This window comes from Oceanimonas sp. MB9 (assembly GCF_011319775.1).
Classification (GTDB): Bacteria; Pseudomonadota; Gammaproteobacteria; order Enterobacterales; family Aeromonadaceae; genus Oceanimonas; species Oceanimonas doudoroffii.
In genome coordinates, this window is the sequence record NZ_VFBE01000011.1 from 97,360 (window position 1) to 123,862 (window position 26,503).

At 59.2% G+C, this 26,503-nt stretch carries 22 protein-coding genes; 6 read left to right on the forward strand and 16 right to left on the reverse strand.

Features of this window, described 5'->3' with window-relative positions; genetic code table 11:
• Window positions 1-75: 75 nt before the first annotated feature.
• The 3 genes from dusB to OJHNALOF_RS16680 all read left to right on the forward strand — a co-directional run bounded on the left by dusB (window position 76) and on the right by OJHNALOF_RS16680 (window position 2,104).
• On the forward strand, window positions 76-1,065 hold the full coding sequence (dusB, locus tag OJHNALOF_RS16670; RefSeq protein ID WP_094201739.1) for a tRNA dihydrouridine synthase DusB: 990 nt from the start codon (window positions 76-78) through the stop codon (window positions 1,063-1,065).
• A 2-nt stretch (window positions 1,066-1,067) separates the two neighbouring features.
• Window positions 1,068-1,367, forward strand: a complete 300-nt coding sequence (gene fis / locus OJHNALOF_RS16675; protein ID WP_014291613.1) for a DNA-binding transcriptional regulator Fis — start codon at window positions 1,068-1,070, stop codon at window positions 1,365-1,367.
• A 143-nt stretch (window positions 1,368-1,510) separates the two neighbouring features.
• Complete coding sequence (locus OJHNALOF_RS16680; protein WP_165662744.1) at window positions 1,511-2,104, forward strand: cytochrome P460 family protein; 594 nt, start codon at window positions 1,511-1,513, stop codon at window positions 2,102-2,104.
• A gap of 120 nt (window positions 2,105-2,224) precedes the next feature.
• Here the strand turns inward: OJHNALOF_RS16680 and OJHNALOF_RS16965 are convergent, their stop codons facing one another.
• The 4 genes from OJHNALOF_RS16965 to OJHNALOF_RS16695 form a co-directional block, all read right to left on the reverse strand.
• Window positions 2,225-2,731, reverse strand: a complete 507-nt coding sequence (locus tag OJHNALOF_RS16965; protein WP_206063774.1) for a hypothetical protein — start codon at window positions 2,729-2,731, stop codon at window positions 2,225-2,227.
• Window positions 2,706-3,206, reverse strand: a complete 501-nt coding sequence (locus OJHNALOF_RS16970) for a nuclease-related domain-containing protein (protein WP_206063775.1) — start codon at window positions 3,204-3,206, stop codon at window positions 2,706-2,708. The genes OJHNALOF_RS16965 and OJHNALOF_RS16970 overlap by 26 nt, the downstream gene beginning before the upstream one ends.
• 103 nt (window positions 3,207-3,309) lie before the next feature.
• Entirely contained in the window at window positions 3,310-6,183 is a 2,874-nt protein-coding gene (locus OJHNALOF_RS16690; protein ID WP_165662745.1) for a DEAD/DEAH box helicase family protein, read from the reverse strand.
• Window positions 6,183-6,767, reverse strand: coding sequence for a bifunctional 2-polyprenyl-6-hydroxyphenol methylase/3-demethylubiquinol 3-O-methyltransferase UbiG (locus tag OJHNALOF_RS16695; RefSeq protein WP_165662746.1), 585 nt, complete (start codon window positions 6,765-6,767; stop codon window positions 6,183-6,185). The genes OJHNALOF_RS16690 and OJHNALOF_RS16695 overlap by 1 nt, the downstream gene beginning before the upstream one ends.
• 127 nt (window positions 6,768-6,894) lie before the next feature.
• Between OJHNALOF_RS16695 and OJHNALOF_RS16700 the strand changes: the two genes are divergently transcribed.
• A complete protein-coding gene (locus tag OJHNALOF_RS16700; RefSeq protein WP_165662747.1) occupies window positions 6,895-8,556 on the forward strand; it encodes a VRR-NUC domain-containing protein in 1,662 nt (553 codons plus the stop codon).
• A 108-nt stretch (window positions 8,557-8,664) separates the two neighbouring features.
• Window positions 8,665-9,156, forward strand: a complete 492-nt coding sequence (locus OJHNALOF_RS16705; RefSeq protein ID WP_165662748.1) for a heme-binding protein — start codon at window positions 8,665-8,667, stop codon at window positions 9,154-9,156.
• 156 nt (window positions 9,157-9,312) lie between these two features.
• Here OJHNALOF_RS16705 and OJHNALOF_RS16710 read toward each other — a convergent pair whose 3' ends face one another.
• The 7 genes from OJHNALOF_RS16710 to OJHNALOF_RS16740 all read right to left on the reverse strand — a co-directional run bounded on the left by OJHNALOF_RS16710 (window position 9,313) and on the right by OJHNALOF_RS16740 (window position 17,415).
• Window positions 9,313-10,617: a TRAP transporter large permease gene (locus tag OJHNALOF_RS16710; RefSeq protein WP_165662749.1), complete on the reverse strand. Its 1,305-nt coding sequence runs from the start codon at window positions 10,615-10,617 to the stop codon at window positions 9,313-9,315.
• A gap of 18 nt (window positions 10,618-10,635) precedes the next feature.
• Window positions 10,636-11,271, reverse strand: coding sequence for a TRAP transporter small permease (locus tag OJHNALOF_RS16715; protein ID WP_206063776.1), 636 nt, complete (start codon window positions 11,269-11,271; stop codon window positions 10,636-10,638).
• A gap of 62 nt (window positions 11,272-11,333) precedes the next feature.
• A complete protein-coding gene (dctP, locus tag OJHNALOF_RS16720; protein WP_165662750.1) occupies window positions 11,334-12,359 on the reverse strand; it encodes a TRAP transporter substrate-binding protein DctP in 1,026 nt (341 codons plus the stop codon).
• A gap of 98 nt (window positions 12,360-12,457) precedes the next feature.
• Window positions 12,458-13,948, reverse strand: coding sequence for a CoA-acylating methylmalonate-semialdehyde dehydrogenase (locus OJHNALOF_RS16725; RefSeq protein WP_165662751.1), 1,491 nt, complete (start codon window positions 13,946-13,948; stop codon window positions 12,458-12,460).
• A gap of 84 nt (window positions 13,949-14,032) precedes the next feature.
• Window positions 14,033-15,376, reverse strand: a complete 1,344-nt coding sequence (locus OJHNALOF_RS16730; RefSeq protein WP_165662752.1) for an aspartate aminotransferase family protein — start codon at window positions 15,374-15,376, stop codon at window positions 14,033-14,035.
• 165 nt (window positions 15,377-15,541) lie between these two features.
• Window positions 15,542-16,453: a LysR family transcriptional regulator gene (locus OJHNALOF_RS16735; protein WP_165662753.1), complete on the reverse strand. Its 912-nt coding sequence runs from the start codon at window positions 16,451-16,453 to the stop codon at window positions 15,542-15,544.
• Between the two features lie 137 nt (window positions 16,454-16,590).
• A complete protein-coding gene (locus tag OJHNALOF_RS16740; protein WP_165662754.1) occupies window positions 16,591-17,415 on the reverse strand; it encodes a glycine betaine ABC transporter substrate-binding protein in 825 nt (274 codons plus the stop codon).
• Window positions 17,416-17,628: 213 nt separating this feature from the next.
• Between OJHNALOF_RS16740 and OJHNALOF_RS17185 the strand changes: the two genes are divergently transcribed.
• Entirely contained in the window at window positions 17,629-18,327 is a 699-nt protein-coding gene (locus tag OJHNALOF_RS17185) for a hypothetical protein (RefSeq protein ID WP_206063777.1), read from the forward strand.
• Window positions 18,328-18,412: 85 nt separating this feature from the next.
• Here the strand turns inward: OJHNALOF_RS17185 and OJHNALOF_RS16750 are convergent, their stop codons facing one another.
• The 5 genes from OJHNALOF_RS16750 to OJHNALOF_RS16770 all read right to left on the reverse strand — a co-directional run bounded on the left by OJHNALOF_RS16750 (window position 18,413) and on the right by OJHNALOF_RS16770 (window position 26,247).
• Entirely contained in the window at window positions 18,413-19,861 is a 1,449-nt protein-coding gene (locus tag OJHNALOF_RS16750) for an NAD-dependent succinate-semialdehyde dehydrogenase (protein WP_165662755.1), read from the reverse strand.
• Between the two features lie 159 nt (window positions 19,862-20,020).
• Window positions 20,021-21,514: a sodium:alanine symporter family protein gene (locus OJHNALOF_RS16755; RefSeq protein ID WP_165662756.1), complete on the reverse strand. Its 1,494-nt coding sequence runs from the start codon at window positions 21,512-21,514 to the stop codon at window positions 20,021-20,023.
• 501 nt (window positions 21,515-22,015) lie between these two features.
• Complete coding sequence (locus OJHNALOF_RS16760) at window positions 22,016-22,774, reverse strand: M15 family metallopeptidase (protein WP_165662757.1); 759 nt, start codon at window positions 22,772-22,774, stop codon at window positions 22,016-22,018.
• Between the two features lie 93 nt (window positions 22,775-22,867).
• Window positions 22,868-25,030 carry a phosphate acetyltransferase gene (gene pta / locus OJHNALOF_RS16765; RefSeq protein WP_165662758.1) on the reverse strand — a complete coding sequence of 721 codons (2,163 nt, stop codon included), beginning with the start codon at window positions 25,028-25,030 and terminating at the stop codon, window positions 22,868-22,870.
• Window positions 25,027-26,247: an acetate kinase gene (locus tag OJHNALOF_RS16770; RefSeq protein ID WP_094201750.1), complete on the reverse strand. Its 1,221-nt coding sequence runs from the start codon at window positions 26,245-26,247 to the stop codon at window positions 25,027-25,029. The genes pta and OJHNALOF_RS16770 overlap by 4 nt, the downstream gene beginning before the upstream one ends.
• Window positions 26,248-26,503: the final 256 nt, after the last annotated feature.

The following is a 26,503-nucleotide window of genomic DNA, read 5'->3' on the forward strand; positions in this document are numbered from 1 at the left end:
CTCAATTTGTGAGCTTTTCAGCACCGCCAAAAATGCGTAAGATACGCGACCCTGAGCCGAGACAGCCTTATCCTCATGGAAATTGGTCCTTACAAACTGGACGCCCCCCTGCTGGTGGCACCGATGGCGGGCGTAACCGATCGACCCTTCCGCACCCTGTGCATGCGCATGGGTGCGGGCATGGCCGTGTCGGAAATGATGTCGGCCAATCCCCTGCTGCGGGATTCCGACAAATCGCGCCGGCGTATGGACCATGAAGGGGAAAGCGGTATTCGCTCCGTGCAGATTGCCGGAGCCGATCCGGCGTTGATGGCCGATGCTGCCCGATACAATGTGGATCAGGGTGCGCAGATCATCGACATCAACATGGGCTGTCCGGCAAAGAAAGTAAACAAGAAGATGGCAGGCTCCGCCCTGCTGCAATTCCCGGAGCTGGTGCAGGACATCGTCAGCGCCGTGGTAACTGCAGTGTCGGTGCCGGTGACCCTGAAAATTCGTACCGGCTGGGATCCGGATAACCGTAACGGCGTGCACATTGCCCGCATTGCCGAAGACAGCGGAATTCGAGCCCTGGCCGTGCATGGCCGCACCCGTGCCTGCATGTACAAGGGGAACGCGGAATACGACACCATCAGGGCAATCAAACAGGCCGTCTCGATGCCCGTTGTTGCCAACGGAGACATCACCAGCCCGCAAAAGGCGCGGTTTGTGCTGGATTACACCGGCGCCGATGCCATTATGATTGGCCGGGCTGCGCAGGGACGGCCGTGGATTTTCAGAGAAATCCGCCACTATCTTGAGCATGGCACCACCCCAGCACCGCTCCCGATGGAACAGGAGCAGGCAATGATTCGGGAACACGTTACCGCGCTGCATGACTTTTATGGCGAGGTAATGGGTGTGAGGATTGCCCGAAAGCATGTGGGATGGTACCTGCAGGAAAGTGACGCGGGCCGTGACTTTCGCCGTAATTTCAATGCTCTCGAAGAGGCCGGGCAGCAGCTCGACGCTTTGGAGCAGTTTTTCGCGAATAATAGCTTAACGAACAATAGAAGAGCCGACTGAATATGTTCGAACAAACTACGACTTCTGACGCACTGGTAACCACCACCAAATCTCCGACTTCCGAGCAGCCGACCCAGCGCCCGCTGCGCAACTCCGTGGAGCAGGCCCTGCGCAACTACCTGTCTCAGCTTAACGGCCAGGAAGTCACCGAGCTGTATGAGCTGGTTCTCTCCGAAGTCGAAGCGCCCATGCTGGACGTGATCATGCAGTACACCCGCGGCAACCAGACCCGCGCCGCCAACATGATGGGCATTAACCGCGGCACCCTGCGCAAGAAGCTCAAGAAATACGGCATGAACTGATAATATTCAGTTAAAGCACTAATTTTTAAGGCGTTAACTCGAAAGGGTTAACGCCTTTTTCTTTATGCCCCAGAAACTGACCAACAGGCAATCCATGGCTGGATAGGCTTTACTTTAGTCACCCCCCACTGGAGGCTATTGCCATGCGATTCAGAACAACATCCACCATCACGCTTGCCGCCCTGCTCGCCGGCGGCACATTCTGGGTTTCGGCCGAGACCACCAGCGATCAGTTCTCGCCCTATGTTGATGCCAAAGGCACAATCAGCCGCCCCACCGCATTTCGGGATGAATGGGTTCACATAGGCAGCTGGTTTGTGCGTGAAGATGATCAGGCCAGCGGGCCCGGTGTGCACGACGTATATGCGGAACCTTCGGCCGTGAAAAGCTTTAAACAAAACGGGCAGTGGCCCGATGGTGCCACTCTGGTCAAAGAAATAAGTAGTATTCGTGAAGGTCAGAAAGCAACCGGCTTTGCCCAATGGGCGGGCGAACCGGGTGTTTGGTTTGTGATGGTACGCGACCGCAAGAACCGCTTTCCCGAGAATGCAGCCTGGGGAGAAGGCTGGGGCTGGGCACTGTTCACACAAGACAGCCCCGAAGTCAGTCTGACAAAAAACTGGAAAGGCGAAGGCTTTAACAACTGCTTCGGGTGCCACGTGCCGGCGAAAGACACCGAATGGGTCTACATCGAGGGCTACCCGACGATTCGTGATTCGGCGAACTACGGAAACTGACACTGACGCTGCTTAAACATTGACACAGCCCACGCACTGGCTCTGGTGCAACAGTTTGGTCAGCCGGAGCTGACCTTTGGCTTTTGTGGCCACAGCCTGCGCCGGGCCATATTGGCTACGTCAACGCTGTTCGAACAGCTTTTCTACCAGGGAACACTGGCAGCTCAGCCAATATACATTACCGCGCTTGCTGGCCCTGGTCTGATTGCCTCCGCAGGAAGGGCAACTGATCCTCATGGAGGTATTGCCGCCGCAGTAGCCACACTTTACGTAATATCCGAATTTACCCGAGCAGGCATTGAGAGCATCTGTTTTACCGCATGCCTTGCAACTCAGTCCAATGGTTGCCTGTTCATCGGTGGCGTCTTCCTGAAGCGAAGCCGTTTGCAGGGCGGCTTCGGTTTGATGGCCTTCTTGCTCACTGAGCCTGCCATAACTGGTCGGTGGCTGTTCACATACCTGAGGAGAGCCCGCTGAAATAGCCTTCACTAAAAACTCACCGATTCGCTGCATCTCTTTCATGGAAAAATAGGCTTTGCTTGAGAAAGCTGAGCCAATACGTGAAAAGCCGCCAATTTCTTTCACCTGCTCGGCAATCGACTCACTTTTGACAACTTTTCGATTCATCTCCGCCGACATGGTGTCCCGGTGCAGAATACAGCTGTTGGATACCGTACAAAGTACATCCCACTCTCTGCGCCTGCATTTGTACTCCCAGCAAGGTGCCCAAAAACTGCTCCACATGGGCTCCCAGAAATGCCTTCAGCAAATCCCTTTGCAATTCGGCCTGAATGATGGGAGATGGCATGCCACTCCAGCGGCCCTTGTTACTGCGGGACCACTCCCCTTGCGAGTTCAGCTTAACTTCGCCGTAAATGCTTTTGGATTCCACGATGATGAACCCGGCGCGGTGAACAATCAGATGGTCAATCTGCGCCGTTTCGCCAAGATGGCTAAACCGGTAATCATTCAGCACCAGAATGTTCTCATCGTCCTTGAAAGCACGCCGCAGATAAAAAGCGACATCCAGCTCCTGCCTGTCACCGGCCACTCGGCGTGGATCCGCAGAGCTAACCGATTCCTTGTTTTTAAGAATTGTCATTGGCCACCCTCAACTCTCTTGCTCAGCTTGATTCGTATGCGATTGATTTTTTTTGAAATAAAAATCAATTATCCGAAAAATGCAGAAGCTCCCCGCTCTCAGACTACTGATCCAACACCGCCTTCAGCCTGGCAAAGGGCTTCATGTCGTCAGTAACAATGATGTCATCATAGTCCGGGTTGGTGGCGTGCAGCGAATACCCACCCTCGGCGATTTTGCGCACCACCCGCAGCAGGTATTGATCGTCTCCGGTTTGATCCTGTTGCTCTATGGCCACCGTCTGGTTGCTGATGCTGCCCGCCGACTCCGTGGTGATCCACTCCAGCAACAGCAGATTGCCGTCATTGACCGGATGCTTGCCACCGTTCATGGAGTTGCCGCTGGCTCTGGCCAGAAAGTGATGCTGCGGATCCACGCGCACTTTTGTTTCGGGCACCGGCATCATTTCGGCATGGTCACTGCTGCCGGTTCTGAAATGGCCACAGGCAATCTTGAGGTTCGGATAATACGGCAGCACCACCACATCGGCGCTTGGCGTAATCTGCTCTGTTTTGGGCTTGCTCTTGCGCCGGCGGTATTCCGCCAGCCGCAGATCCACCAACTCCTGCATCATGTCGTGCAGGGTATCCAGCTCGTTGAGTGGCAGGCTAAAACGCGGACAAAAGCGCGCGTTCTGGATCTCGAACCAATAGTCGGCCTGCGAATCACCACTGCCGCTGGTGCTGTGTTTTATCGGGTTTCTGCTCCAGTAGCTCAGCCACTGGGCAGAGTCCGCTGCCATGGCCTGCTGTGGCCTGGGCAAGTCCAGCGCAAACAGGTCCGGGTGGCGCTCCAGCACCAGCCGGGACTGGGCCGCCAGCTCGGTGAGCAGGGGCGGTTCACGCAGGCCGTCCAGCTCCAACAGCGCCTGCAACAAAATCAGCTTGAAGCACTTGGCAAGCCGGGTGGTTTCAATACCGGTCAGCAGAAAGTCATGCAGCTTTTCCAGCACGCGCTCGGCGTTCTCCGGCAGATCGCCCTGCTCTCGTACCAGCCCAAACCAGCTACCGTGCTGCCTGCGTAATTTGTCGAACTCAATTCCCGCCTGAAAGGCCTGCACCGCCGTGGGCCGGGATCCCAGCTGATCCCGCAGTCGCACATAATCGTCCGCCACTTTTACCCGGCTGCCGTAGCGCAGTTGATCGGCAAGTTTGATCACTTGAGGATCCAGATTGATAAAACAGCCGGGCGGCAGCGTGATATCGGTTTTACCCGGCGTGCCGGAGCCGCCCAGAGCCTGGTGCAGTTGCCAGGGTTTGAACAGGCAGGATCTGTGGTTGCCCACCAGATCGATCACCATGAGATCCTGCTTGCCCGGGTGCAGGCGCAGGCCACGGCCCAGTTGCTGTAAAAACACAATGCGCGACTCCGTAGGCCTAAGCATCAGCAGCGTATCGATGGAGGGAAGATCCGTGCCCTCGTTAAACAGGTCCACCGAGAAGATTACGCTGAGCCGGCCGGCGGCCAGATCCCTAAGCGCCTGATTGCGGGGCAGTGAGGATCCGGCATAAACGGCGGCGGCGTCAATGCCAGCTTCCTGGAAGGTCCGTGCCATAAATTCCGCATGGCGCACCGACACACAAAACGCCAGGGTGCGGCTGCGTCCCAGCCGTTGCCATTGTTCCAGCGCGTGCCTGGCCCGTTTTTGGCTGGCAAAGGCATGTTCCAGGGCCTCGGGATCGAAGCGACCATTACGCCAGGGGATTTCCTCGTAGTTGATGTGCTCGTCGTAAATGCCGTGATAGACCAGCGGCACCAGATGACGGCGCTCTATGGCTTCCCGCAGGTGACATTCAAACACCAGATTGTCGTCGCACAGGGCCAGAATGTCCGCCTGATCGGTGCGGTCGGGGGTAGCAGTCAGCCCCAGCAAAAACTTCGGCTTAAAGTGATCCAGCAGGCGGCGGTAAGACGACGCCGTGGCATGGTGAAATTCGTCCACGATGATGTAATCGAAGTGCTCCCGGTCAAACTGCCTGAGGTGGGCATCCCGCCCCAGGGTCTGCACCGAAGCAAACAGCCAGTCGGCCTGCTGTTTTTGCTCTCCGGTATACAGGCCGGTGTGAGCGTCCGGGTTCATGTGAATAAAGGTGGACTGGGCCTGACGAATAATCTCGTCGCGGTGGGCCACAAACAAAATGCGTGCAGCCTTCATCTGGCGCACATCAAAGGCTGCCAGCCAGGTTTTGCCAAGACCGGTGGCCATGACCACCAGACCACGACGATAGCCCTTCGCCCGGCTGGCCTGCAATGCCGCCAGCGCCGCTTCCTGCACGCTGTTGGGCATGGGGGTTTCCCGCAAGGTTTCGTCATTGCTGCTGGTGTCGCCGGTTATCAGCCGAAGGCGCGTCAGCGGGCTTTGGCGGTAACGCTTGAGGTAATCGTCTATCCATTCACTGGAAAGCGGAATGACTCTGCTGTCGTTAAACAGCCGCTCCATCTGCGCCTGCAGCGCCAGCAGGCTGGCGGCCGCAGGGCTGTGAACATCATTCACCGTCAGTTGCCAGCTCCATTCCAGCGACTGGGTCAGCGCCGCTTTCGATAAATTGCTGGAGCCCACAAAGCCCTTGCCCTGCAGCCGGTGTTCGCCATGTTGCTGAATAAACAGGTAAGACTTGAGGTGAAAGCCGGCCTCGCCGCTGCTTTGGTAAATACGCACATCTGCTTTACGTTCGGCCAGCAGCATCAGCTCCCTCAGCGCCACCGGCTCGGTCACATCGAGATAATCGGAAGTGAGTATGCGCAAGTGAACGCCCCTGTCCAGGGCCTCACTCAGCGCATCCTGTAGCAGCTTCAGTCCGCTCTGACGAATAAAGGACACCGCCATGGTGATGACACTGCCCTCGCGGGTCTGGTTGATGGCTTCAAGCAGCGGAGTCAGCAATGGCTGGTTAAATGCGGGATCCTGCTCGCCGCCGCCGGTGACCAGTTCCAGCATCAGTCGGCCTCCTTTACCAGCAGGGCATTGAGCCAGGTTTCTTGCTCACGACCGGGGCGCAGATCTGTCGTTTGCCAGCGTTCCGCCAGGGTCAGGGGCAAGACTTCCAGTAACTGTGCCAGGCCGGCTCCATTCATATCGGTAAAGCGCCGGCCATTACGTTCGACTTCGCCTCGGCCGTATTTAAAGGAGCAATAGAGCACGCCGCCGGTTTTCAGCTGTGCGGCCAGGTGCGCCAGCACACCGGCCAGCTCGCTTTCTGGCACATGCAACAAGGATGCACAGGCCCAGATGGCATCGGCGGGGGGCTGGCAGGAGAGCGAGAGAAAGTCGTGGCAGGCTACCGGCAGGCCGGTGTAGTCCTGCGCCTTTTGCACCAGCGCCGGACTGGCATCAAAGGCCGTTACCCTGTAACCCAGCCCGGCAAAATGTTTGCTGTCGCGGCCCGAGCCACAGCCGGCATCCACAATATGACCGCCCTTGGGCACAAACGGCAAAAAACGATCATAAAGAGAAGTCATGTCGACCTGTACGGTGGCGGCAAAAAAGGCATCAGCCTGTTGCTGGTAATAGTCGAGGGTCATAAACCTGCCGGTAAACACATATTGCGGGTTACTGTATCAAAATTGCCGGCAAGTGCTCGTTTTCATTCGAAGCCACTGCACACTCCGGCCTTGCTATCCCGTTCGCCTTTTGCCGTACAATACTTGCATGACCACAGCGCCCATCACCCCTACTTCGCTGAGCGACCCCTTTTACTACCTACGCAATATGCAGCAGGTGGTGCACTTCTGTCTGGCCCGCTATGGCGATTTATGGCTGGCCGATGAGCGCGATCAGCTTGCCGAAGTGCTGGCCCTGAGCGAGCCGGCTCAAGGCTTGCTGGTGCGGCTGGTAATGCGCAAGGGCTGTCTGTTTCGGCCCGACAAGCTGGTGTATGCCGAAATTCCGAATGTTACCGCTGCTTTGCATGAGCTGGCCAAGGCCGGTCTGGTGGCGCTGGAGCCAGCGCTGGCGCTAAGTGATGTTTGCGCTCTGGCCCGGCGTGAGGAATGTGTGCAGCTGGCCCGGCACCGGTTGCCGGAGCAGGCCATTGCCGCTTCCGTCCGCAAGCGGGATCTGGAAAGTGCGCTGTTAACCGGAACTGAAGAAAACCCACAGCCGCTGGCCGGCTGGTGGCCCCATGCGTCTTTTACGGTGATTGAACTGACTTGCCGCGAGCTGTTCGACCGGCTGCGGCTGGTGTTTTTTGGCAACCTGCAGCAGGACTGGTCGGAATTTGTGCTTACCGAGCTTGGCCTGCAGCGCTTTGAGCCGGTGCCGCTGAGCGAGGCGTCGCGCCCGTTTCAACACCGGGATGAGGTGAATGCCATGCTGGCCCTTTACCGGCTGCGGCAGCGGCTGGACAGCGAGCCGGTGACCGGTCTTGCCACCGAGCTGCCCGAGCCGGTGCGCTGCGAATGGATTGAATACCGTCGCCACAAGCTGCTGTTTCAGCTGGGGCGGGAAGCGGAGCGCCAGGGAGAGTCCGCCCTCGCCCTGGCGCTGCATGAGCAAAGCCGGCATAGAGAGGCGCGCATTCGCGCCCTGCGCCTGCGGGAAAAGTGCGACAATCCGGCTCAAGTGGCCGGGCTGGCGCAACAGGCCCTTGATGATATTGAACAGCCGGAAGCCCGCCTCATTCTTGGCCGCATTCTGCAGCGCAGCGCCAAAAAGGCCGGATTAACGGTGCCCGCCGCCCCTGCCCTGCGGGTGCCCACGGCCAGGCTGGCGCTGGCAAACCCTGAACAGCACCGAGTGGAAGCAGCGGTCATGGTGCATTTTTCCAATGCGCACACTCGGCTGTTTCATGTGGAAAACCGGCTGTTCAACGGCCTGTTTTCGCTGTTGTTCTGGCCCGCGCTGTTTGCGCCGGTGCGCGGCGCCTTTTTCAATCCGTTTCAGGCGGGGCCGGCAGACTTGTACCGGCCGGGTTTTGCCGAAGCGCGCCAAGGGCTGATTGATGCCGGCTTTGCTCGGCTCGCCAGTGGCGATTACCGCGGCCTTATTCTTGAGCGTTTTCGGCAAAAGCAGGGCGTGAGTTGTGCCTTTGTGCACTGGCCGTCTTTGTCTGAAGAGCTGATGGAGCTGGCGCTGGCCATTATTCCCGCCGCGCACCTTGAAGCGGTGTTTCGCCACCTGCTGCTGGACTTGCGCCATCACCGCAGGGGCATGCCGGACTTGATTGAGCTGAATGCACAAACCAACAGCTACCGGCTGATTGAAGTGAAAGGCCCCGGCGACCGGCTGCAGGATCACCAGCGGCTGTGGATTCGGGCCATGCTGGACCAGGGCCTGCCGGTGAGTGTGTGTGAGGTGAGCTGGCAGGCGTGACTGCCCATTACAGAATGGTAATGCTTCGGCAATCCGTTTGACGGGGGCAAGCGGACAAAATGGTGCTTATTGGCTTTCAACCCATGTTTGACGGAGACAATCACCACCATGAAACACGCTCGCTTTTCTCTGCTGGCCCTGGCGCTGTGCGCCGCCCCCGGTTTTGCCGCCGGCACCATTCCCCAACGGGCCGATGTGAGCCTGCCTCTGGCCAACCAGCTGCAGGACGCCACCCTGGCGGCCTGCCATGCCGAAGGCCGCACCGCCGTGGCGGCAGTGGTGGATCGGGGTGGTAACCTGGTGGCGCTGCAGCGGGACGATAACGTAGGCCCGCACAACACCCTGGCGGCCCAGCGCAAGGCGTTTACCTCACTGTCTACCAAAACCCCGTCACGGGAACTGTCTGAAAAGGCCCGCAACAACCCGGAAGCCGAAAACCTCAACACCTTGGACGAACTGCTGCTATTGGGTGGCGGCGTGCCGCTGAAGGTAGGTGATCAGGTGATCGGCGCCATTGGTGTGGCCGGTGCCGGCAGCGCCGCCGTGGATGAAGGCTGTGCCCTCAAGGCCATTGAGCAGGTGCTGCCAAAAAGCCTCTGATCGTTTAGCAGCCCACGACCCGGCGCTCATCTTGCCGGGCTGGGCCCCGTACTTGCAGCCAAACCTGATATCACCCTGCGGCGCATCAGAGGATAGGCCTTTCATCTAGCATCGACTAAAATAAAAAGCATTCATTTATGGAGCTCCTACACTCTCCTATTCGATTCCCATCAGCCACTGAGGTAGAAACAACGACAGCTCCGGTATAAAGGTCACCAGGAACACCATGGGAAGATGCCCGAATACCAGGAACTTTAATGTGGGCGTAATATATTTATCCAGCGAAAGCTTGCTTACCCCTCCCGCCATATAAAGCATGGGCGCACAAGGTGGTGAAACATTACCCAGCCCCAGGTTGACGCCGACAATAGCCGCAAAGTGGATCGGATGAATGCCCAGCTGATTAATGACAGGCAGAAAAATAACCGCGGCCAACACGCTACCCGATATATCATCCACAATCATACCTATGAACAACAGCAAAACGTTGATAAGTAACAGAATGACATATTTGTTGTCGGACACTTGCAGCAGAAAGTCGGCGAGCTGTTTCGGAATCTGCTCCATAATCATTGCCCGGCTCATAATAAACAGGAAGAACAGCACAGCCAGAATTGAGCCTGTGGTGACCACGGCGCGAACGGTAGCCGAGCCCAACGAATTGAGCGTCAGTCCCTTGTAAATATAAAAACCGACCGGAATGGCATAGATAACGGCAATGGCAGCCGCCTCGGTTGGTGTTGCAATACCGCTGTAAATAACCCCTAGAATAAGCAAGGGCATTAACAATGCAAAACTCGCCCTGTAGCCGGATTGCATCACTTCCCGGCCGGCCTCGGCAAGGCCGACCCTGGGTGCAACGGTGATGGAATCGTTGTTACGCAGAAACCAGAAATTCAGGCCACAATAGACGACCGCCAGTAAAATGCCGGGAATGATGGTCGACAAAAAGGCCGCGCCAACCGAGAGCCCACCGGTAATGGAAAAGACAATCATCGGAATGCTGGGAGGGATCAGCAGCGCCAGCACCGATGAACAGGCCACCAGGGCTGTGGCATGCCCCTCCGGATACCCTTCTTTCACCATACGAGGAATCATGATCTGGCCAATGGCCGCAATGGCTGCGGAAGAGCTGCCGGAGATGGCTCCAAACAGGGCACAGGTAACCACAGTCACGGCCCCCAGACCACCCTTGATGCGACCGACAATGGCACTGACAAAATCCAGCAACCGCTCGGAAATGCCTCCTACGGCCATCAGGGTGCCGGCCAGCACAAACAACGGCAACGCCAGCAGGGCAAACCCACTGGCGGTATTAAAACCATGCGGCACCAAAAAGGAAATATTATTACCGGTGAGGGCGGGAAAAAGCAGGGCGCCAATACCAAAAGCGAAGGCGACCGGAATTTCAATAAGCAACAGCGCCACCACGATCAGCATGACCAAAAGAAATGTAACCATTATTGAACCCTTTGGTAATTAAGAGGATGTTTTTCTATGGTGCATAATGTCACACAGCTCGGTAATAGCCTGTATCAGAAAGTAACCGGTCATCATTACAAAACCGACAATCATGCTGGCATTCCATATTCCCTTGGGCCAATGGAGGTAAAGGCTGAGCCGCCCCTTGCCAAGAACAAACAAGGAATACTTGATGGCAAAGTAGCCGAACACACCGGCCGCAATCACGCATACACAGGAGCTGAAAAAGCGGATTAGTCGAATTTTGAATGGGTCGGAAACCAGAAGGGAAACGATTCCACCCTGAATATGCTCTCGCTCTCGCGTCGCATATCCCATGCCGAGAAAGTAAATCCACACCCCAAGCAGAGTCGCTACTTCTTCAATACCGGAAAAGGGAGAGTCCAGGCCGTAGCGCATCACCACTTGAACAAACATCAAGCCAGCCAGCGACAGGCCGGCCACTATCATCATGGCTCGAAAGCACCAGTCACATAACGCTTCCAGCCGCTTCAGTCCGGCCATAACACGATGATGTGATGAGGGTGTCCCCCTTGCATGTTGAGGCCCTTCCCGCTCCATTGCTTCCTTCGCCAGAATACAGGGCTCATCGTCAATGGAGTTTGTTTGATATTGTCCAGTTCGCATCTTCATGAGACATACCTCGTATAAACAGGCACGGAGCTACCATTGCGGTAGCTCCCCGAGTACTCGAATCAGCTTTGACCCGAAATCTCACGCAGTCGGGTCATAATATGCGAACCGACCTGTTGCTCCATGAAGGGCCATTCGTTTTCATAAAGCACTTTTTTCGCCTTGCTCAGTTCCTCTGGGGTGAGCTCGACAACATTGATTCCGGAATCTCGTACTTTCTGAAGAAATTGATTGTCGATGCTTTGGGCCTCGTCCCAGATCTTGTTGAGAGTGGCGTCGGCAGCGGCCAGTAATTTCTGTTGCTCTACTTCTTCCAGCTCCTCAAACCAGGATTTATTTACCAGCCAGAACGCGTGCTCAAAATAGTCCTTGGTCAATACATAAGACTCCAGCACGTCCCGCATTTGCCAGATCTCAACCGCCGGTCCAAAGGCTCGGCCGTCAACGGTGCCCAATTGCAGGCCGGTATAGAGCTCGGCAAAGGGCATTGGTACCGCGGAAAATCCCCAGTTGTTCAAGCGTTCAATGGCAATGGGGATGGGAGGCACTCGAATCTTCAGCCCCTTGGCGTCAAAAGGGAAGTCCGTCGGAGACTTGCCGTTTCCCTTGCGAATGGCCACAGAGCCAAACCCAGTGGGAATGGTACCCAGGGCCTTCAGGTCCAGATCGGCCAGAATTTCATCGTAAACATCCAGCATTTCTCCATTGGGTCCATACACCTTGCGCGCATCGTCCCAGTTATCCACCACATAGCCAAGCCAGGTCAGATCGAGCCGGCCATCGAACTCGGAAGCGCCAAACGCCATGGACATTGGAATGACCCCTTCCATGCTCTGCTCAAACAGGGACGTCCAGTCTCCCAGGGCACCACCGGGATGGTAATCAATCTCCAGGTTCGAATTCTGGCGGGCTAACTCTTCGGTGAAAATGGTCGAGGTATGATGAAAGATATGTTCGGATGGGTAAGCATGGGCAAGGATGAACTCTTCGGCCTGGGCCGGATTGAGTGCCTGGGCGCTTAAGGTGGCCACCAGCGCGCAAGAGCCGGCCAGGTTTTTCAGTTTGTTACGGGTAACACTTAATTCCATTTTAAGGTCTCCGGTTGGTGTATTCGGCAGAACGTCATCGTGTCCATCACTGATCGTGCCTGATGGGAAGGGCCACCCCGAGTGGCCCTTCTGAGTAATTAGCTTGGAAAGGCGAACTGGGCGCCTTCACGCACACCGGCCGAGGGCCAGCGCTGGGTGACGGTTTTGCGGCGGGTGTAAAAACGCACCGCATCGGGACCGTAGGCATAAAGATCACCGAACAGTGAGCGCTTCCAGCCACCAAAGGAGTGATAGGCCACGGGCACCGGCAGCGGTACGTTGATACCAACCATGCCTACCTGAATGTTGTCGCTGAAGTAACGGGCCGCTTCGCCGTCTCGAGTAAAGATGCAGGTGCCATTGCCGTATTCATGGGCATCAATCAAATCCATGGCTTCCTGCATGGTTTCCACACGCACCACCAGCAACACAGGACCAAAGATCTCTTCCCGGTAGCACAGCATCTCGGGAGTGACCCGATCGATCAGGGTGCCGCCCACGAAGAAGCCCTGCTCGTAGCCAGGCACGGACGGGTTGCGGCCATCGACCACGATCTCGGCGCCCTGCTTCTCGGCACTGTTGATATAGCCCACCACTTTTTCCATGTGTGCCTGGGTGATCACCGGACCAAAGTCGTTCTGCTTGTCGTGAAAGGCACCCACCTTGAGGCTCTGCATCTGTGCCTGCATTTTCTCTATTAGGGCATCGGCGGCTGCATCGCCCACCGCCACCGCTACCGACAGTGCCATACAGCGTTCACCGGAAGAGCCAAAGGCGGCGCCGGTCAGCGCGCTGACGGCGTTGTCCATATCGGCATCGGGCATCACAATGGCGTGGTTCTTGGCGCCACCCAGGGCCTGGCAACGCTTGCCGTTGGCACTGGCGCGGCTGTAGATGTATTCGGCAATGGGGGTGGAGCCGACAAAGCTCACCGCCTGCACGCGCGCGTCGTCCAGCAGGGTATCGACCGCTTCCTTGTCGCCGTTCACCACGTTGATGACGCCGGCGGGCAAACCCGCTTCTATCAGCAGCTGGGCGATAAACAGGGTTGAGCCCGGATCCCGCTCCGACGGCTTGAGCACGAAGGTGTTGCCGCAGGCGATGGCCATGGGAAACATCCACAGCGGCACCATGGCCGGAAAGTTGAAGGGAGTAATGCCGGCGACCACCCCCAGGGGCTGAAACTCGCTCCAAGAGTCGATGGCCGGCCCCACGTTCTTGCTGTGCTCTCCCTTGAGCAGCTCAGGCACGCCGCAGGCGTATTCCACGTTCTCAATGCCCCGGGACAGCTCCCCCATGGCGTCGTGCACTATCTTGCCGTGCTCTTCGCCGATCATTTGGCAGATTTTCTCGGCATTCTGCTCCAGCAGTTCTTTGAACCGGAACATGACCCGGGCACGCTTGAGCGGCGGCGTATTGCGCCAGGCCGGAAAGGCGGCCTGGGCGGCGGCAATGGCTTCTTCTACGGTGGCCTTGCTGGCCAGTGCCACCTGTTTGGACACCTCGCCGGTAGAGGGGTTGTAAACGTCCTGGGTGCGGCCGCTGTCGTTAACAATGGTGCCGTTGATCAAATGACCGATGGTGTTCATTCAATATACCTCTTTGAGTTTCAAATGCTGTGGTTGACGCCGGCGGCCGGGCCTGAGCGCTTTGCCCGGCCGCCGGCCACTAATTCAGTCCAGCTCGCCAATGGCCTCGCCCAGGGCATTGACCAGACGGTCTATCTCTTCCCGCTCCACGATAAAGGGCAGGCCGAGCTGAATGGTGTCGCCGCCATAGCGCACGTAGAAGCCCTTCTGCCAGCACTTCATGGCAATCTCGTAAGGGCGACGGGCCGGCTCGCCGGGGTGGCTTTCTATCTGCAGGGCACCGGCCAGGCCGTAGTTGCGAATATCGCTGACATAGCGGGTGCCCTTAAGGCCGTGCAGGGCCTGTTCAAATACCGGAGCCATCTCCTTGACCCGATCGATCAGCCGGTCCTGCTGCAAAATGTCGAGTGACGCCAGCGCCGCCGCGCAGGCCACCGGGTGGCCGGAATAGGTGTAGCCGTGGGGCAGCTCCAGCATGTAGTCGGGACCGCCCTGCTCCATAAAGGTGTGGTAGATCTCGCCCTTGCAGATCACCGCCCCCATGGGCACGGCACCGTTGGTCAGCTGCTTGGCCACGTTCATGATGTCGGGCACCACGCCGAACTCCTCGGCACCGGTCATGGATCCCATGCGGCCAAAGCCGGTGATCACCTCGTCGAAGATCAGCAGAATGTCATGCCGGTCGCAGATCTCCCGCAGCCGTTGCAGGTAGCCCACCGGCGGTGGAATGACCCCGGCGGAGCCGGCCAGCGGCTCCACGATCACGGCGGCAATGTTGGAGGCATCGTGCAGGGCAATCAGCTCCAGCAGCTCGTCGGCCTTGTCGGCACCGGTCTGGGGCATGCCTTGTGTAAAGGCGTTTTCCGCCATCAGGGTATGAGGCAGGTGATCGGCGTCGATGCCCTGGCCAAACAGCGCCCGGTTGGCACCGATGCCGCCCAGGCTGATGCCGCCAAAGTTCACGCCGTGATAGCCCTTGGAGCGACCGATCAAGCGGGTCTTGCTGGCCTTGCCCTTCTTGCGCCAGTAAGCCCGGGCAATTTTCAGGGCGGTGTCGGCGCTCTCGGAGCCGGAGCCGGTAAAAAACGCATAGTCCAGGCCGGCCGGGGTCAGCTCACGCAGGCGATGGGCCAGCTCAAAGGCCTTGGGGTGGCCATATTGAAAGGCCGGGGCATAGTCGAGCTCACGCAACTGACGGGATACCGCCTCGGCGATTTCGGGACGGTTATGACCCGCGCCGCAGGTCCACAGACCGGAGAGGCCGTCGAAAATACGGCGACCGTCCACATCCCGGTAGTAACTGCCCTCGGCACCCACGATGATGCGCGGATCCTGTTTGAACTGACGGTTGCCGGTGTAGGGCATCCAGTAGGCGTCGAGCTGTTCGGGGCTCAGGCCGGCACGCTGCAAGCAATCCTGTTTAGACATATTCAATCCCTTCTGCTGTTGAGGGCTAAGCCGTGGTAACAGAAAGCATTGTGTTCAGATTGTTAAATCAATTAAACCCAAATGTAATCAACAAAAGGTAAGTAATGACTTAACTATGCAGTGCAAAATGACTGACCCCATTACGGCCGGTAACAGGGTCGGCATTCAGCCGAGCGATGGCAGGGAATTCAGAAAGGTTTCCAGCAACAGGTTGGGGCGTCGCCCCTTGCGGGTCACGATGGCCAGCCGGGAGTCAAAGAACAGGCGCTCCGGACACAGCGCCTTCATCTGGCCCTTGGCCACCCACTTGGCGGCATAGTGATCCGGCAGGTAGCCGATATAACTGCCGGTAAGGATAAGAAAGGCGATGCCTTCCCGATCGGAGGCGGTGGCGGTACAGTGAAGCATGCGATGCAACTCAATGGCTTGCTCCGTCATGCGATAGCTGGGCACGACCGCATCGACCGCCCCCAACCGCTCGTCATCGAGCCCGTGCTCCTCATGAAAAAAGGGATGCTCATGGCTGCAATACAGGCTGGCATGCTCCTCGTAGAGCAGGCTGTAGTCCAGGCCCGATAACGGCGTATTGAGCGGTATCGCCCCCACATGCAGACGGCCATCAAACAGGCCACGCTCAATCTCTCCGGGCGTGCTCATGCTGATGTTGATCCTGATTTCATCGCTGCGTTCGCGTAACGCCTTGAGGGCCCGGGTAATGCTCATGTGCGGCTGCGTCACCAGGTTATTGACGATGCCGATATTGAGTTCGCCGCGCAGCTGATTGTTGATCTGATTGACTTCCCCTCGAAAATTTTCGACCGCGGTCAGCAGCACTTCGCCGGCCCGCAGCACCTCCCGTCCCTCGTCGGTCAGGGCAAAGCCGGCCCGGCCGCGCTGACACAGGCGCATGCCCAGACGCTTTTCCAGATCACTCATTTGCAGACTGACCGCCGAGCGGGTAATGCCGAGGGCGCTTTCGGCCGCGGAAAAACTGCCACTCTCGGCCACCACCTTGAACAGGCGCAACAGACGCAAATCAAAATCCGTGACCTGGGACAATTGTTTTTTTGCTCGCATGACTGATATTTCCCTTACCCCAAACAGAGAGAGGCTACCACCAAGTTCCCCATGGGGTTAGCGCAAGACACAAGGCTGCGCCGCACGTGGCTCCAGATCAAACCCCAATCCACGGACAAATGTCGCCAGACTGGTGGTTACTGCACGGGCTCGGCTTCACTCTGCTCCGCCCGCCACCGGTTGACCGCCAGGGTGAGATCGGGCTCGGAGGCCACCTGTCGCAGCAGGGCGGTCAACTCGTCTTCTGTAAGGCGAATGCTGCCCAGTACTTCCATGGCCCTGGGGGCGCTGTCTTCCAGGCCCCGGCGCACCAGGGTATGGGCCCGCTCGCCGGCGGCAAAGTGGCCCTGGTCGTCCTTCAACCATTTCAGCTGCGGGTGCAGCATCACTCGGCTGGGCGACCAAGCGGCGATGACTACCGGTAACTGCTGCTCAATGGCGGTATTCACCAGGTGACGGTAGGCTTCGCCCGAGCCGGACAGCAACTGGTATTCATCGAGGTGATAGCGAGCCAGTGCCTGTTCGGTGAGCACCAGGCTGCCGTGGCCGGGCATCATGCCGACGATCTTGTTGTTGCCATAATCACTGCCGGCCAGCTCGCTGATACGGGCCTGGGTGGCCGAGGCCGGCACCGCCAGCCCGAGCCGCAGCATGGGGCCGTTGGGGCCGAGATCGTGCAGCCTGTCGAAGAAACGCTCGGCATGGTGCCGGCTGCTGTCGGGCAGCCAGGCGGAGAGACTGGCATCGGCCTCGCCGGCGGCAAGCCGCGACCAGATTTGCCCCGGCGCCACCTGCTCCACGGTCACCGCAAAACCGGCCTGCTCCAATTCTTGCCGGGCCAGCTCGGTCGTGGCCCGGGCCGTGTCCCAGTCGCCGCTGAGCAGGCGAAGGTGCTGCTGCTCGGCGGGCGAGCAGGCACTTAGCAGCCATGCCGCCATCATGGGTAAAAGCCAGTGTTTCATTTGAATTTGCCCTCAGGTTCGTGGCCGTCAGCATGCCAAAAAATGGCGCGGTAATCATGTCATCCTCGGCCGTTCGACTATTTTTCATCGAGGTTGATCTTTTTTTCCCCAGGTTGTGCTAATTTGCGCCGGCCTGTTCATGACCGCCGCCTCGTCGACGGATTCAAACAGGTAAAACTTTATTATTATCAATAGCCTGGATTATATATTCGAATGCGTCTGTCTGTTCTGCTCAAGGCCGCCCTGCTTTCCCTCTCCCTCAGTGCCTGTGTGGCGCCCCTGTTGACCATGGGACCGGGCCAGCTGATGTGGGCCATGCTCAAACCCATGGTGGGGCTGGATCCCAATACCACCAACCTGTTTGAGCAGCCGGTGATAAAAACCCGTATGACCAGCCTGCTTGGCCCTCACTACGACACCACGGTATCGCTGCTGCGCACCGCCGGCGAGCTACAGCAGGAAGGCCCCTTGTTCTATCTGGTGTCTCGCACCGCCGAGCAGACCGGCGCCGACAAGGCCGGCCTGGTATGGAACGCCGACAGCAACCAGATGTCGGTGCTGCTGAGCGCCAACGATCAGACCCGCGTGTTCAGCGAGTCGCACACTGGCAAGGCCGCGGTCTGGCCCGACGAGATGCAGGGCTGGCTGACCAAGGCCGCCCAGCAGCCGGCACCGCCCCTGGGTGGCGCCCTGCTGGCAGCCCCTGCCACCGCACTGGCCGCCGCCCCGCTGCAAAACGAGCTGGACGCCACCCGCACCCAGTTGCAGCAGACGGAGGAAAAGCTGAAGGCGCTGGAAAACCAGCAGGCCAAAGCTGCGGCAGACAAGCCGAGCACGCCGAACTCCAGCGAGCCGAAAACGCTGTCCCGGGAGCAACGGGAAGCGGCGATGGAAGCCATGCTGAGCGAATAACAAAAAAGGGCCGCTAATGCGGCCCTTGTTGATTCGGCTGTTGCTTTCGTGCCCGAGGTTGCGTTTCGGCACCACCCAAGCAGGCTTACTGAACCAGGTTCCCCAGGTTGACGTATTTGGTTTCCAGGAACTCATCCAGGCCAATCTGGCTGCCTTCCCGGCCCAGGCCCGATTCCTTCACGCCGCCAAAGGGCGCCACCTCGTTGGAAATAATGCCCTCGTTCACGCCCACCATGCCCGACTCCAGGGCTTCCGACACACGGAATACCCGGTTCAGATCCCGCGTATAGAAATAGGCGGCCAGGCCAAAGGGGGTGTCGTTGGCCCGTTGCACCGCATCCGCCTCGTCGGTAAAGCGGAAACAGGCGGCCACCGGACCAAAGGTTTCTTCCCGGGCCAGCAACATGTCCTCATTGGCATCGGCGATCACCGTGGGCTGGTAGAAGGTGCCGCCCAACGCATGGCGGGCACCGCCGCACACCAGCCGGCCCCCCTTTTTCAGCGCATCGGCCACGTGCTCTTCCACCTTGTCGAGCGCCGCTTGTGTGATCAGTGGCCCCTGCTGGGCGCCGTCCTCCCGGCCTTCCGCCACCTTCATGGCGTCGGCCGCCTCGGCCAGGCGGGCCACAAATCTGTCGTAGATACCGTCCTGCACATAGAAGCGGTTTACACACACGCAGGTCTGGCCGGTGTTGCGAAACTTGGAGGCCATGGCACCGGCCACGGCGGCGTCAAGATCGGCATCGTCAAACACGATAAAGGGCGCATTGCCGCCCAGCTCCAGCGACAGCTTTTTCACCGTGCCGGCGGCCTGGGCCATCAGCTTTTTGCCGATGCCGGTAGAGCCGGTAAACGACAGTTTGCGCACCGCCGAGCTTTGCATCAGCGCCTCGCCAATGGGGCCGGAATCGCCCGACACCAGGTTAAGCACCCCCGCCGGCAGTCCGGCCCGTTCCGCCAGCACCGCCAGGGCGTTGGCGCACAACGGCGTGACGCTGGACGCCTTGACCACGGCGGTGCAGCCGGCGGCGATGGCCGGGCCCACCTTACGGGTGATCATGGCCATGGGAAAGTTCCAGGGGGTGATGGCGGCCACCACCCCCACCGGTTGCTTGATCACCCACAGCCGGTTTTCCCGCTTGGGACTGGGAATGGTATCGCCGCCGGCACGCTTGGCTTCTTCCCCGAACCATTCCAGAAAGCTGGCGGCATAGGCCACCTCGCCCTTGGCCTCGGCCAGGGGCTTGCCCTGCTCCAGCACCATCAGTTCGGCCAGCTCGTCCTGGTGCGCCAGCATCAGATCATGCCAACGACGCAGCACAGCGGTGCGCTCCTTGGGCGTGCTGTGGCGCCATTGGTCAAAGGCAGCCGCCGCGGCGGCAATGGCCTGCTCGGTTTCGGCAGCGCCACAACGGGCCACCCGCGCCAGCAATTCGCCGCTGGCCGGGTTCAGCACCTCGTAGCTTTCCTGGGTGTCCTGCCACTGGCCGTTGCAATACCAGCCGGTTTGCCACAGTGCATTGCTGCTGTCCATGATGCTCTCCTTGTTGATTCAGTGATGTTGGCGCAATGGGGGCTTCAGCTCGAGTATAAGCACAAGCGGCGGCGCCACTGTGGGACCAGTGTTGGCTTTTGATACCGCCAGAATGAAAAAGGGCCGGAACAACGTCCGGCCCAGATGCTAGTTTAGGGGTCAGCTGCGCTCGGCCTGGGCCTCGGGAGACACCGAGCCTTCGGCGTCCGCGGCCTGTGACCGTTTGCCCTTCACCCAGTGGTCGGCATTCTTGATGCCCAGTTTGACCGGGTCAAAGGTGGGGTCCAGCCCCTGTGCCTTTTGCTCCTCGTAGTCTTTCAGGGCAATCAGCGCCGGCTTTTGCAGCAGCAGAATGGCAATGATGTTGAGCCAGGCCATCAGGCCCACGCCGATGTCACCCAGGCCCCAGGCCAGGCCGGCGGTCTTGACCGAGCCGTACACCACAGAAGCCATCAGCACCAGCTTGAGCGCAAACATCAGCCAGGGGCGGTGCACCTTGCGATTGATATAGGCGATGTTGGTTTCGGCGATGTAGTAGTAAGCCAGAATGGTGGTAAAGGCGAAGAAGAACAGCGCCACCGCCACAAAAATGCCGCCAAAACCGGGCATCACCGACTCGACTGCCGCCTGGGTGTAGCCGGGGCCGGCTTCCACGCCGGGCAGCTGCTCCACAATGGCGTCGCCGGCCTTGCCCATCACGTTGTAGGCACCGGTGATGATGATCATGAAGGCGGTAGCGGAGCACACGAACAGGGTGTCGATATAGACAGAGAAGCTCTGCACCAGGCCCTGCTTGGCGGGGTGAGAAACCTCGGCCGCAGCAGCGGCGTGGGGACCAGTACCCTGACCGGCTTCGTTGGAATAGATGCCGCGCTTCACACCCCACTCAATGGCCAGGCCCAGAATGGCGCCAAAACCGGCCTTCATGCCAAAGGCGCTGCCCACAATCAGGCTGACTACCTCGGGCACCTGACCGATGTTGAGCACGATGATCACAAAGGCCACCAGAATGTAGCCCAGTGCCATAAAGGGCACCACCACCTGGGTGAAGTGAGCGATACGCTTGACGCCACCAAAGATGATCAGACCCAGCAGGATGACCACGGCCGCGGCAGAAACGGTGGTGGGAATGCCAAAGGCGTTCTCAATGCCGGAGGCGATGCTGTTGGCCTGCACGCCGGGCAGCAGCATGCCGCAGGCGAGCACGGTGGAGAGGGCAAAGACCCAGGCGTACCATTTGATGCCCAGCCCTTTCTCGATATAAAAGGCCGGACCGCCGCGATACAGGCCGTTGTCGTCTTTTTCCTTGTAGATTTGCGCCAGCGCCGACTCCACAAAGGCGGTGCCCGAGCCCAGGAAGGCCACGACCCACATCCAGAACACGGCGCCGGGGCCGCCAAAGGTGATGGCGGTGGCCACACCGGCGATATTACCGGTACCTACCCGGCCGGACAGTGACAGTGCCAGCGCCTGAAAAGAGCTGATGCCGGCGGCGGAGGAGTTGCCCTGGAACATCAGCCGAACCATTTCCTTGATATGGCGCAGTTGCAGAAAGCGGGTACGAAGGGAGAAATACAGACCCACGCCCAGACACAGATAGATCAGGGGCAGGCTCCAGATATAGCCGTTAATGGCATTAACCAGTTCGTTCATGGTTACATCCTTTGTTGAACGGGTGATGGCTACAGAAAAGCAGCACATCGTTCTGAATCATTCATTGCCGGCACGTCAATCCTGTTCGATGTGCGGCAAGTGCAGGAAAATTACTCCGCAACGAGGACGATAACAAGTGGTTAACACCATTTACAATATTTATTTAAACCAATAAACCCATTTAAATTGAAAATAAAAACACGCGACCAATTTAGTCGCATCCGTTTAAAACCAATATTTAACACCTTGTTTTTAAAGATCTAACCAAAAAATCCACGTTCACACAGACTGCATTCAGGACTGCCGGCCGGCAAGAAACTGGCCCAACTGTCATGGTGCTGCCACCGGGCCAATATGTAAAAATGCTGTGATCGTCACACTTTTTTCTGGTGGAAAATTAGGCGACAGGCAGCGCAATGCGGCAGCCGACACCGGATTCGCCCTCGATTATTCAGTCGGGAGCGGTCCGGTGCAGTGAAAAATGCGGAAAGGAGGGATCGGTTAACCGCCGGCGCTGGCCACCTGGGCACGCCAGCGCTCGGCCAGACTGTGTTGCTGGGCCACGCCAAACAGGGCATGGGGTTGCTGGCTGTACCAGGCCCAGCTCTGATTGCCGTAGTCGTAATGCCACCATTCACTGGGCAGATTGGTAAAGCCGGCCCGGGTCATACAACTGTGCAGCAGCCGGCGATTTTCGATGATCTCGGCTTCCTCGGCACCGGGTCTGACCACCGACTCAAAGGCGGCGGTATACGACCAGGGGCTGATATCGTCAAAGCCGGTGCCCATGTTGAGCAAGCGCCCGGTGCCATCGCACAGACAGACGTCCACGGCGCCGCCGGTGAGGTGCGGGCTGGGCGCGGCGTCATCGGCGCTCGGGGGCGCTACAAAGTGCCGAGCCCGAGTCAACAGGCCCTGCTCGTCCTCGTCGGGATACTGCCGGCTGAGGGCATCCACCAAGGTTTCATACAGATACTGTTGCACCCGGAACGGGCGCCAGCCATCCAGCACCACCAGCTCGACCCCGGCGGGCAGCAGCATGGCCGCCTGCTGCAATCGCTCCAGCACCGGGCGGCGCACATAGCATTCGGTGAGCGCCCCCGGCACCCCCAAATGGAAATAAGCGGGATAAACACGCAGCGGCGACGGCACCAGGCCCAGGGGTACCAGGGGCTCCCCCTTATCGACAATGGGCAGGGCCTGCAGCCGGGCCCAGTCCGGCTCGGGCTGGCTTTGCAGTGGCTGGGAAAGAAAGTTCATGGCGGGTTCTCAAGCGCAAGCAGTGTCCCAGACTCGCCAATCGTGGTGGTTTTTGCAAGTGCGCCGGCGTGGTTTACGCCGGCGCGGTGGGGATCAGGCGGCGCCGCCCTGCTGACCGGCCTGAATGGCGGTGAGGGCAATGGTGTAGACGATGTCGTCCACCAGGGCGCCACGGGACAGATCGTTCACCGGTTTGCGCATGCCCTGCAGCATGGGGCCGATGGACACCAGCTGGGCCGAGCGCTGCACCGCCTTGTAGGTGGTGTTGCCGGTGTTCAGATCCGGAAAGATAAACACCGTGGCCTTGCCCGCTACCGGCGAGTTGGGCGCCTTGGACTTGGCCACATTTTCCATGATGGCGGCGTCATACTGCAGCGGACCGTCGATCACCAGATCCGGGCGTTTTTCCTGGGCCAGACGGGTCGCCTCGCGCACCTTCTCCACGTCGGCGCCGGTGCCAGAGGTGCCGGTGGAATAGGAGATCATTGCCACTCTGGGATCAATGCCAAAGGCCCGGGCCGACTCCGCCGACTGAATGGCGATCTCCGCCAGCTGCTCGGCGCTCGGATCCGGGTTGATGGCACAGTCGCCATACACCAGCACCTGATCCGGCAGCAGCATAAAGAACACCGACGACACCAGCGAGCAGCCCGGCGCGGTCTTGATGATCTGCAGCGGCGGCCGAATGGTGTTGGCGGTGGTGTTGACCGCGCCCGACACCAGACCATCCACTTCATCCCGCTCCAGCATCATGGTGCCCAGCACCACGTTGTCCTGCAGTTGCTCCATGGCCACCACCTCGGTAATGCCCTTGGACTTGCGCAGCTCCACCAGCCGCTCCACGTAGTTGTCGCGCACCTCGGCCGGATCCACGATGTCAACCTTGTCATCCAGCACCACGCCCTGCTGGGCGGCGATGCGCAGGATTTCTTCGGGGTTGCCCAGCAGTACCGGCCGGGCAATGCCCCGCTCGGCGCAGATGGCGGCGGCCTTGATGGTACGCGGCTCATCCCCTTCCGGCAGCACAATGCGCTTGGCGGCGCGGCGGGCCAGCTCGGTGAGCTGATAGCGGAACGCCGGCGGGCTGAGCCGGCGACTGCGGGCGGACTTGGCCGACAGCGACTCGATCCAGTGCTTGTCGATATGGCCGGCCATGTAGTCCTGCACCGCCTCGATGCGGCCGGCGTCGTCCACCGGAATCTCCAGGTTGAAGTGCTGCAGGCTGACCGCCGTCTGCCAGGTATTGGTGTTGACCATCAGAATGGGCAGGCCGGTTTCGGTGGCACGCTGGCACAGGTCCATGATCTGGGGCTCGGGGTGATAGCTGCCGGTCAGCAGCAGGGCGCCGATCTTGACGCCGTTCATGGCCGCCAGGCACACCGACACGATCACGTCGGAGCGATCTCCCGAGGCCACCAGCAGGCTGCCGGGCTTGAAGTGCTGCACCATGTTGTGCAGCGCCCGGGCGCAGAAGGTGACGCTTTGCAGCCGGCGGGTGTGCAGTCCGCCCTCGTTGATGATGGTGGCATTGAGGTGACGGGCCAGATCCACCGCCCGGGGGGCCACCAGCTGGGTATTCCAGGGAATGCAGCCGAGAATGCGCAGCGGTGTCTTGCCGAACACCTGCAGCACTTCCAGGTTGGCGGTGACATGCTCGCCCTTGTAGCCGGGATTGAACATCTCGGTGAGATCGGGTCGCGCGTTGCCCTGCTCGTCCACCGGCGCGCCCACCTTGTTAATGATGCAGCCCACAATGCGCTTGTTAATCACGCCGCCAAAGTTGGCACAGGCCAGCTCCAATCGCTCCTTCAGGTGCTGGCTGCTGTCGCTACCGGGCTGGGCCACGAACACCATGTCGGCATCCAGTGCCTTGGCAATGTCATAGTTGATGCGGTTGGCAAAGGGCTGCTTGTCGGTGGGGATCAGGCCCTCCACCACCACGACCTCGGCGCCGCTTTCGGAAACGTGCTTTTCAAAGCGTGCGACGATTTCCTCCAGCAGCACGTCCAGGTTGCCCGCCGAGATCATGCTCTCGGCATAGCTCAGGGCAAAGGGTTCCGGCGGTGTCAGGTTGGAGCCGTTGGCCATGACCGCGGTGGAGTGATCCTGCACCTTGCGCCGGGAGCGCGGCTGGGACACCGGCTTGAAGAAGCTGACGTTAACGCCGTTGCGCTCCATGGCACGCACCATGCCCAGGCTGACCGAGGTGGCGCCCACGCCGCTGCTGACCGGGATCAGCATGATGGTTCTGGTCATTGGTCTTCCCCCGCAGGTGACAGACGAGACAGCGCCAGCGCATCCTGGGCGATCACCCACTCCTCATTGGTGGGCAGTACCCACACCGGCAGGCTGCCGGCCTGACTGATGCAGCCGGCCTTGCCGAATCGGGCGGCCTGGTTGGCGGCGTCGTCCACCTTTGCACCCAGCAATGCGAGTTTGGACAGGGTCAGTTCGCGCACCAGAGAAGAGTTCTCGCCGATGCCGCCGGTGAACACGATGGCATCCAGCCGGCCGTCGAGGGCACAGGCATAACCGGCAATGTATTTGGACAGGCGGTAGGCAAAAATGTCCAGCGCGCGCCTGGCCTCGGGCAGTTGATCGTAATTGTCTTCGGCAAAACGGCAGTCGCTGCTTTGCTCGGTCAGGCCCAGCAGGCCCGATTCCTTGGTCAGCAGGGTATTGATGCGATCCACGCTGTAGCCCAGGGCATCGTGCAGATGGAAGATCAGGGCCGGATCAATGTCACCGCTGCGGGTGCCCATCACCAGGCCTTCCAGCGGGGTCAGGCCCATGGAGGTGTCTACCGACTCGCCGTTTTTCACCGCGCATACCGAGGCGCCGTTGCCCAGGTGGCAGCTGATGATATTGAGCTCGTGCACCGGCTTGTTGAGCACGCGCGCCGCTTCCTGGGTGATGAAGTAGTGGCTGGTGCCATGCATGCCATAACGGCGAATGCCGTGTTCCCGGTACAGGGAATGAGGAATGGCGTACAGATAGGCCTGCTCGGGCATGGTCTGATGAAAGGCGGTATCAAAGACCGCGATCTGGGGCAGTGCCGGAAAGGCACTGCGGGCCGAGGCAATGCCCACCAGGTGCGCCGGGTTATGCAGCGGCGCCAGGCTGGCGCAGGCCTCGATGCCCGCGATCACCTCGTCGTCAATCAGTACCGAACGGGTAAAACGTTCGCCACCGTGCACCACTCGGTGGCCCACCGCCACCAGCCCTTGCAGCAGCTCCGGGTGAGGCTTGAGCAGGTGCTCCACAATGAAATCCAGGGCCTGCTGGTGGGCGGCTCCGGCCCCCAGTGCTGCATCGGCCTTGACACCATCAAGCTTCCATTTGATACGGGCGTCGGCAAGGTAAAAGCATTCGGCCAGGCCGGACAGCTTTTCGCTGCCGCTTTCGGCGTCCAGAATGGCGAACTTGAGGGAGGAGCTGCCGCAATTCAGCACCAGGACCAGATCGTTACTCATTGAAAATCCTTTCTTTCGGATTTGCGAAACCACTTGCCCGCCATAAAACGGGCAATAAATATCACTTTAACTCTATCCTTGAGAAAAGGCGCTTTACCAAAGGGTAGACTGGCCGGGGGTCATCCGTAACATGGCCGCTATGTTAACCGGCCAGTTGGATGGCGAATATTAACCTTTTGTCTGTGGTAAAATAACAGCCAGACACGGCGTTTTTTTTGATTTGAATCGCTAATCTGAAAATTAGCTACACCGCAGG